Here is a 7777-nt window from a genome sequence, read left to right as displayed (position 1 = left end):
GTGAAACGTCTGCCTGTACCTACGGTAGGCTAACGCCAACGCAGAAGTACGCCAACGAACTAACCATCGCGAAAATCAATCACCATCTATATTGCTTCCTCTCTGATGTCTCTTCACAAGGAGATATCGTCATGACGATCGAACCAGAAATTGCTAAAGTACTTCTGCAAACTGGGGTGCAGAGACTTCCTATTACAGCTTAGGAGAACTCATCATGGCAGGAATTGGAACAGCGGGTCTAATAGTAGGCATCCTCTTGGGAGTCATTGTCATCCTTTTAGGCTTACTGCTTGCGGTCAGCTCTGGCAAGGCCAAACCTTTCCTTGACGAAAAGGGTCACGCACTTGCGGGCAGCATTTCAGAGAAGATTCATGTGAACATCAATGGTGTACAGCAAGGAATGTTCATCATCGGAAAAAATGTTGACAATCCGGTACTTCTATTCATCCATGGCGGCACTGCTATGCCTGAATACTTCCTGACACAGAACTACCCTACAGGCATGGAGCAATACTTCACCATCTGTTGGTGGGATCGCCGGAATGCCGGACTTTCTTACAGTGCCAATGTGCCACCAGAAACCTTGACAGTGGAGCAGTCAATATCTGATACCTTGGCAGTGACGAAGTACCTCCGTAGCCGTTTTCACAAGGACAAGATCTACATGATGGCACACTCAGGCGGGAGCCTGATTGGAATACAGGCAGCGGCTCGTGCGCCCGAATTGTTCTATGCCTATATCGGCGTTGGGCAGATGTCCTATCAACTCCAGTCGGAAATGCTGTCGTATGAATATATGGTAGGGCGGTACAAAGAGATCGGAAATACCAGAATGGTGAAACAACTAGAAGCTGCGCCACCCACCATGTCAGTCCCGTTACCTGCTGCCTATATGAAAGTACGTGACAGTGCCATGCACAGCCTTGGTGTGGGCACCACACATGATATGAAATCAGTGATGACTGGTGTTTTCCTGGCATCTTGGCTATTCAGAGGATACACTTTGGGCGAGAAGCTTGCTCTCTGGCGGGGGAAGTTTTCATCTGACCAGATGCTGTGGGACAAGATGATCGCCACGGATCTTACTAAACAAATTCAAAAGCTGGATCTCCCGGTCTACTTCTTCCACGGCAAGTATGATTACACTGTCTCCTACTCGTTAGCAAAAGCGTATCTCGATCGACTGCAAGCACCGATCAAGGGGTTTTATACTTTTGAGCACTCTGCGCACAGTCCGATGTTTGAAGAGCCGGACAGAATGAAGCAGATCTTACAAGAGGACGTATTAGCAGGAAAGAATAACCGATCCGATGCCTGCACCCAGACTACTCGATCGTGCGAAAGCAATTAACTCTAATTATTTAACCCAAGTTGCTACCTATAGAATGCCTGCGACTGAAGTCGCGGCTAATGTCGCAAAGTCCGCCTACGCCGACTAAATTTATTAGTCCGCGTAGGCGAAGCCAGTCTGCAAGACTGAGGCGGACTTTGCATTACGAGGAGTGGTTTTAACCACTGTGAGTATAGGTAGCAACTTAGGTTATTTAATGTTGGCTTCACTTACCAAGATAAAGGCTCGCAAAGGATAGAATAAGTGAACGATCGACTTCAGGACGCGAACGCCAAGTTTGCCGCATCTAAATGTTATGAGTTCAGTTAGCTTCCAGTCTCTATCCAATTTTATCTGGTCTGTTGCTGACCCTGACTGCCTGACACAAGTGTCTCAAAAGCAGACGGAGAGAAGAAAAGAGTAGAAAAACATGAGAAGCTAAAGTTACGAACGCTCTAGCTGAAATTCACATGAATGCTTCTACTCCTCTTTATCGTCAATTATTAGGATTATTTAGTCAATATAGTCAAGTAAAAGACTGGAGACATCTCAAAACATTAGGCTGGATGGTGAGTGCCTTAATTGCCAGTGGAAAACTAAATCTGTCAGCGTGGGAACCATACGTCACAAGCAAGGCAACTCAAGCTCAAAGCTATGAGCGTCGATGGCGGAGGTTTTTGACGAATAGTTCGATTAATGTCGAACACATTGATATCCCGCTAGTAATGGCAGCATTGAGTCAATGGAAAAATCGGCGATTGTATTTAGCGATTGACACAACAGTGTTGTGGAATAAATACTGCATGATTCATTTATCAGTAGTCTGTTGTGGAAGAGCCATACCGCTACGATGGGATGTGCTAGAACATGAAAGTGCCACAGTTGCTTTCTCGGAGTAGATCCCACTGCTACGGAAAGCGAGATGGTTGTTACGAAAGCACCCAGATGTGATGCTCTTAGCGGATAGAGCATTTGCCTGCCATGAGTTAATGGCATGGCTGAAATTAACAGATTGGCATTATGCACTCAGGCTCAAGTGTGATGTTCTATTACATGGTGTCAACCGTCATCCCATCGCAGTGGGAAAGCGTTATCCACCAGTAAATCAGGCCAAACTTTTAACAAATGTTGGTTTGTGGGCAGATGGAATCCACCGAGTTAATCTAGTCTTAGCAACAGTCAAAGGAGCCAAAGATTCCTGGGCTGTGATTACTGACGAAGTTCCCAGCTTACAGACATTGTGGCAGTATAGTTTACGGTTTTGTGTGGAGGAATTATTTTTAGATGGCAAGTCTGGAGCTTTTGGCTTAGAAGATTCTCGCCTTCGCTGCGAGTCGGCGATTAAACGCTTATATCTGATTGCTGCTGTGGCCATACTCTATGCCACCACAACTGGGATGACCGTTACTATTACTGGCTTGCGAACTACTGTTGACCCTCATTGGCGACGAGGTTTAAGCTATCTCAAAATTGGTTTGCGCTACCTTCGCGGCGTGATTAATAAAGGACGAACATTACTTGTTCCTATTCCTGTGTTTTCTAAAGATCCAGAGCCTTGCTTCGCTTCCAAGAAGGCTCAACTAGATTTCTACGACTCAATCTGGTTTTCTCGCATCAGTACTATTGCTTGCACCACCTGACTATTGCACCTCAATTAAAGATGTGTCAGGCAGTCAGGTCAGGCAGTCAGGGCATTCACGCCGTTATTTACAACCGATCTTCAAAAATAACAGGCTTGGAAAGCATTTTTACGCAAGCATCAGTTAGTGGCAAATGAGTTGAGTTTGATGGATGTTGTAGAGACAATTCAGGAATTTATTTTGCCAGTAAGTGAGACAGTTAGTAAGAGTGAATTGTTTGTCGGGCAATGGGATTACGATCGTGGAAAATGGAACGTCTAGCTAGAGGAGCTATTTTTTTAGATTCAACCCAAAATATCCGATCCGATCGACGTAAACAGAGTGCGAAAATGCCATGAACAGAACTTCTGAAACAGCCTTTGAAAACGCGATCAAAGATATCCTCCTATCATCTGGATTCTAGCAGCATACATCCAAGGAATTCGATCGAGAAAATGCAATCTTTTCTACTGTTGCTCTAAAATTCATTCAAACCACCCAACCCAAAATCTGGGGCAAATTAGAACTTCTACATGGTGATAAAACAGGCGATCGAGTTATTCCTGCCCTATGCAAATGGATGGATACAAACGGATCACTCAGCACCCTTAGACATGGATTCAAATGTTATGGTAAAACCCTGCGGATTGCCTTCTTCAAACCAGCCCACGGACTAAATCCAGAACTCGAAGCCCGCTACGCTGCAAATATTATCGGACTCACTCGCCAGCTTCATTTCAGTCCCAAAAATGAACGCTCTCTCGATGTCACCATCAGTATTAATGGCGTACCATTAATTACTTTAGAACTCAAAAATCCACTGACTAATCAAACCGCCGCAGACGCGATTCATCAATATCGACACGATCTCGATTCAAGAGAAAAAATCTTTGATTTTAAGAAGCGGACGCTGGTTCATTTTGCCGTCGATACAGAAGAAGTCCACATGACCACTCGATTAGCTGGCTCTTCTACTCACTTTTTGCCATTCAACCAATGCTGGGATGGCGGCGCGGGCAATCCACCCGATCCCAAAGGTCGTAATTATCGTACCGCTTATCTTTGGGAAGAAGTGCTTCAGCGAGATAGTTTGATGGATTTATTTGCGCGGTTTATCCATCTTCAAGAGGAAGAAAAAATCTCAGACGAAGGAAAGAAAGTCAAGAAAGAAACGACGATCTTTACGCGTTATCACCAGTTAAAAGCTGTCCGCGAAATGGTGGCAGTTGCGGCACAAGAAGGCGCGGGACATAATTACTTAGTCGAGCATTCTGCTGGGAGCGGCAAGAGTAATACTATTGGTTTGTTGGTACATCGTCTCTCTTCATTACACGATGCAGCAGATCGGCGAGTATTTGATAGTGTAATTGTCGTGACCGATCGGGTGGTACTCGATCGAAGTTTGAACCAATCGAGTCTGTGTATCCTCGCTGTCCGAACTATGATTAGAATGATTTGCTGATGGACTATGATGATAGGCTAGAGAGCAATCTTAGTCAATCCATTAATCTGACAAATCAAAGTGCCGACGGAAGCAGAATAAAATCGTGGCAACACCAAAGATCGCTAGCAGCCATTAACCTTTAACCAAGCAAAACAGAATAAAACCACTGATCGCTAATGGTAGTAAATAATTCACCTCGCGAGGTTTAACTATGGGTGGGGTGGGAGTATTTAGCAACTGCTGTACGGTTTGAAATTCTGGAGAACTGGGATGAAGGTATGTAAGAGCCTCTTGCCAAAATGTTTGAGCTTGTTCTATTTCGTTGCGTCGATCGTGAAGTAATCCTAAATTCTTTCGAGTTATTCTTACCCCATGGAGATCTCCCACTTGGTGTTTAATCTCTAAAGATTTCTCATAGCAAGCAATCGCCTCGTCCCACTTGCCTTGGTCATAATAATACACTAGTCCCAAATTATTGAGGGTTTTGGCTACCCCAAGATCGTCTCCCAGTTGGCTGAAAATCTCTAAAGATTTTTCATAGCAAGCAATCGCATCGTCCCACTTGCCTTGGTCGTAATACCTGAGCTTCGAGCAGTCGCCCCAATCCCGCTTCAACTTGGGATTCTTCCCGATCCATTATTGCTGCCAAGACTGCCACCCCAAAATTCACACCAGGCAATCCCCCCGCCCAGCGAAATAACTGCCGATCCTCTTCGGTTAATGTCTGATAGCTAAGATTGAAACTTGCTCTTACCGAACCCTGTCCTGGAATCGCTTTCTCTACATTCTCGTTTTCTAGTTTATTCAAGCGAGTTGACTCATTAGCTAGCTCCTGAGCATAAACCTGGAGCGACTTTCGCGCCCAGATCTGCTGATCGAGTGTAGCTGCCGTAATCCGAATCGCGATCGGTAAACCTCCGCAGAGATTGACGATTTCTCGTGCTGCTGGTAATTCTGCCTCTACCCGCTTGCCATCTTGCAAAATTGCCTGAAATAGTAGCTCCGCCTCACCCAATTCTCCATTTATTCCCACCGCCATCGGTTCTAAATCGATCGATTCCACCCCAGGCAACCCCGTCAACCGCGATCGACTCGTCACCACTACCGCACACTGGGGATTGCTGGGTAATAAATCCCGAATCTGTGATTCATCCCGCGCATTATCGAGGATGATTAATGCTTGTTTGGTGGCTAAGATCGATCGATATTGCCCTTTCAACCCCTCTAGATCTGTTGCCAACTGGGACTCATCCTGCCCTGTCAGTGCCTTCAAAAACCGAATCAGGACTGTGTTAGTCTCCAGTGCTAATTGTGGGTCTTGCCCGTAGAGATTGACATAGAGCTGGGCATCGGGATATCGCTCCTTGAGTCGATAGGCAACCCGAATCGCCAGCGCAGATTTACCCACACCAGGTATTCCCGCGATCGCCGCAATTTTAACCCGATCCAATGTTGCTTCGATCTGGGCGATATAATCTTCCCGTCCCGTGAAATCCCCGATATCCTGCGGCAGCATATAGGGCGAAGGTTGTACAGGGTGGGATTGGATATACTGATTGACGGTGCTGTAATCCCCGATCGCGCCAAGGATACTTTTATCGATCTGGGGCTGATATTTAGGCGTGGAGTCTGTCATTTCGGTTTAGGGTTTGGTACCGATATGTTGTGTCACGGTGTTTTTATCCCCGATCGCGCCCACAATCGCATCATCTCCGATCGTCACGTTATACTTGCTGCCCTTCACCTCTTCAGATTCGGCTAACAGCTTGGAAATCTCCGCCGCCAAATCTTTATTCTCTGGGGCTTCAAGGATTTTCTGCAACTGATATTCTAGAGATGAGGTTGCGCCTTTATTTTCTGGATCGTTTGCTACATCTTTGGCGATATCTAAAGCTCCTGGTTTGGCTTCCACCTTTGGTTTCAATAGCTGCCACATCTTCCCAACCAAACCCTCTGCTCCTTTCTCGCCCAGCTTTTCGGCTCCTTTGTCGATCGCTTTTTGTCCCAATCCCAGCAATACAGGCAGAGCCGGAGCCAGCAAATTTACCAACAGTGCAATATCCATCTGATGTTGTAATTTATTTGGTTGACATTTATTATTTTAGCTTTCCCACATTTCTAGCTCAATTTGTAATGCGAGTGACTCGATCGATCGGATTGTTTGCTAGTGCGAATCGAACAGGAGATGGTATTCATCAGTTAAAATCTAGATTGGCGAACAGTTACTGCAACTGGTACCGCATAACTGTTAACTGCGAACATCTGGTACGGCGATATTCATGAGCGAACTCGAACAACAACTAGCAACACTCCAAGCGACAGCACTAGCCGCGATCGCTCAAGCTCCGACACTAGAAGCATTAGAGCAGCTCCGAGTCAATTATCTGGGCAAAAAGGGCGAAGTCTCCAAAATCTTGGGCGGGATGGGTAAACTCTCAGCGGAAGAGCGTCCGGCAATTGGGGCGGCGGCAAATGTCGTCAAAGATGCCATTCAGGCGCAACTCGATCGCGCCAAAACCGATTTCCAAACGGCGCAAATTCAGGCACAATTAGCGGCTGAGACGATCGATGTGACGATGCCCGGTGTGTATTATCCCCAGGGGCGGGTTCATCCGATTAATTCGACGATCGATCGAATGGTGGATATTTTCGTCGGTATGGGCTATACGGTGGCGACGGGGCCAGAAATGGAGACAGATTACTACAATTTTGAGGCTCTGAACACACCACCAGAGCATCCGGCACGAGATATGCAGGATACTTTCTATCTTCCCGATGGGAATCTGCTGCGGACGCATACTTCTTCGGTACAGATTCACTATATGGAGGAGAATGAGCCACCAATTCGGATTATTTCGCCCGGACGTTGTTATCGTCGCGATACCGTCGATGCGACGCACTCAGCCGTCTTCCATCAAATTGAAATCCTAGCAATCGCCCCAGATCTAACCTTTACCGATCTCAAAGGTACCATTAAAGAATTCTTGACTCAAGCCTTTGGAATGGAGCTACCGATTCGGTTCCGCGCTAGTTATTTCCCCTTCACCGAGCCGTCAGCAGAAGTCGATGTGCAATGGCAAGGGCGATGGTTAGAAATTATGGGCTGTGGGATGGTAGATCCCAATGTCCTCACCAAAGTCGGTCACGATCCAGAAGTATACAGCGGATTTGCCGCTGGCTTTGGGGTCGAGCGACTGGCAATGGTGCTACACCAAATCGATGATATTCGGAAGCTCTATGGGAGCGATCTCCGCTTCATGCAGCGCTTCTCGAAGCAGCGCCTCTTGAGCTTCCCGGCTCGGAACCGTGATGCCGGTTGTGTGACCGTCCTGATTCATGGCGGTCCCTCGAATCACAGCATAGATCGGGTCTTGAGCTTCGAGG

9 protein-coding genes and 2 pseudogenes are annotated in these 7777 nt (G+C 46.6%); 7 read left to right on the top strand and 4 right to left on the bottom strand.

What is annotated here, in order from left to right:
• The 6 genes and pseudogenes from RMO27_RS03355 to RMO27_RS03330 all read left to right on the top strand — a co-directional run.
• Positions 1 to 203 (top strand): hypothetical protein (locus RMO27_RS03355; protein ID WP_309729080.1); only part of this gene is annotated, 203 nt, incomplete at its 5' end.
• A gap of 11 nt (positions 204 to 214) precedes the next feature.
• Positions 215 to 1351 carry an alpha/beta hydrolase gene (locus RMO27_RS03350; protein ID WP_309729078.1) on the top strand — a complete coding sequence of 379 codons (1137 nt, stop codon included), beginning with the start codon at positions 215 to 217 and terminating at the stop codon, positions 1349 to 1351.
• Between the two features lie 449 nt (positions 1352 to 1800).
• Positions 1801 to 2229: a hypothetical protein gene (locus tag RMO27_RS03345; protein WP_309729076.1), complete on the top strand. Its 429-nt coding sequence runs from the start codon at positions 1801 to 1803 to the stop codon at positions 2227 to 2229.
• Positions 2230 to 2256: 27 nt separating this feature from the next.
• The gene (locus RMO27_RS03340; protein ID WP_309729074.1) at positions 2257 to 2970 is read left to right on the top strand and encodes a transposase; all 714 of its coding nucleotides are present in this window, start codon (positions 2257 to 2259) and stop codon (positions 2968 to 2970) included.
• Between the two features lie 126 nt (positions 2971 to 3096).
• A complete protein-coding gene (locus tag RMO27_RS03335) occupies positions 3097 to 3231 on the top strand; it encodes a hypothetical protein (protein ID WP_309729073.1) in 135 nt (44 codons plus the stop codon).
• Between the two features lie 73 nt (positions 3232 to 3304).
• A pseudogene (locus RMO27_RS03330) lies at positions 3305 to 4363 on the top strand (type I restriction endonuclease); the annotation flags it as partial.
• Between the two features lie 162 nt (positions 4364 to 4525).
• Here the strand turns inward: RMO27_RS03330 and RMO27_RS03325 are convergent.
• From RMO27_RS03325 to RMO27_RS03315, 3 genes are read right to left on the bottom strand one after another with little or no spacing between them, the layout of a single operon-like run.
• Positions 4526 to 5008: a tetratricopeptide repeat protein gene (locus RMO27_RS03325; protein WP_309729069.1), complete on the bottom strand. Its 483-nt coding sequence runs from the start codon at positions 5006 to 5008 to the stop codon at positions 4526 to 4528.
• Complete coding sequence (locus tag RMO27_RS03320; RefSeq protein WP_309729067.1) at positions 4929 to 6029, bottom strand: NB-ARC domain-containing protein; 1101 nt, start codon at positions 6027 to 6029, stop codon at positions 4929 to 4931. The genes RMO27_RS03325 and RMO27_RS03320 overlap by 80 nt, the downstream gene beginning before the upstream one ends.
• A gap of 6 nt (positions 6030 to 6035) precedes the next feature.
• Positions 6036 to 6458 carry a hypothetical protein gene (locus RMO27_RS03315; RefSeq protein WP_309729065.1) on the bottom strand — a complete coding sequence of 141 codons (423 nt, stop codon included), beginning with the start codon at positions 6456 to 6458 and terminating at the stop codon, positions 6036 to 6038.
• Positions 6459 to 6672: 214 nt separating this feature from the next.
• Between RMO27_RS03315 and pheS the strand changes: the two are divergent.
• Positions 6673 to 7662, top strand: a pseudogene (gene pheS / locus RMO27_RS03310) (phenylalanine--tRNA ligase subunit alpha); the annotation flags it as partial.
• Here pheS and RMO27_RS23710 read toward each other — a convergent pair.
• A complete protein-coding gene (locus RMO27_RS23710; protein ID WP_396133606.1) occupies positions 7600 to 7731 on the bottom strand; it encodes a hypothetical protein in 132 nt (43 codons plus the stop codon). The pseudogene pheS and the gene RMO27_RS23710 overlap by 63 nt on opposite strands.
• Between the last annotated feature and the right edge of the window lie 46 nt (positions 7732 to 7777).

This window comes from Chamaesiphon sp. OTE_75_metabat_556 (assembly GCF_031378165.1).
GTDB lineage: Bacteria > Cyanobacteriota > Cyanobacteriia > Cyanobacteriales > Chamaesiphonaceae > Chamaesiphon.
This window is presented reverse-complemented; position numbering and strand designations above follow the sequence as displayed.

Excerpts from the sequence above, each read along its gene's own strand:
- RMO27_RS03350 (WP_309729078.1), top strand. The coding sequence starts at position 215 with ATGGCAGGAATTGGAACAGCGGGTCTAATAGTAGGCATCCTCTTGGGA.
- RMO27_RS03345 (WP_309729076.1), top strand. The coding sequence starts at position 1,801 with ATGAATGCTTCTACTCCTCTTTATCGTCAATTATTAGGATTATTTAGT.
- RMO27_RS03320 (WP_309729067.1), bottom strand. The coding sequence starts at position 6,029 with ATGACAGACTCCACGCCTAAATATCAGCCCCAGATCGATAAAAGTATC.
- RMO27_RS03315 (WP_309729065.1), bottom strand. The coding sequence starts at position 6,458 with ATGGATATTGCACTGTTGGTAAATTTGCTGGCTCCGGCTCTGCCTGTA.
- RMO27_RS23710 (WP_396133606.1), bottom strand. The coding sequence starts at position 7,731 with ATGAATCAGGACGGTCACACAACCGGCATCACGGTTCCGAGCCGGGAA.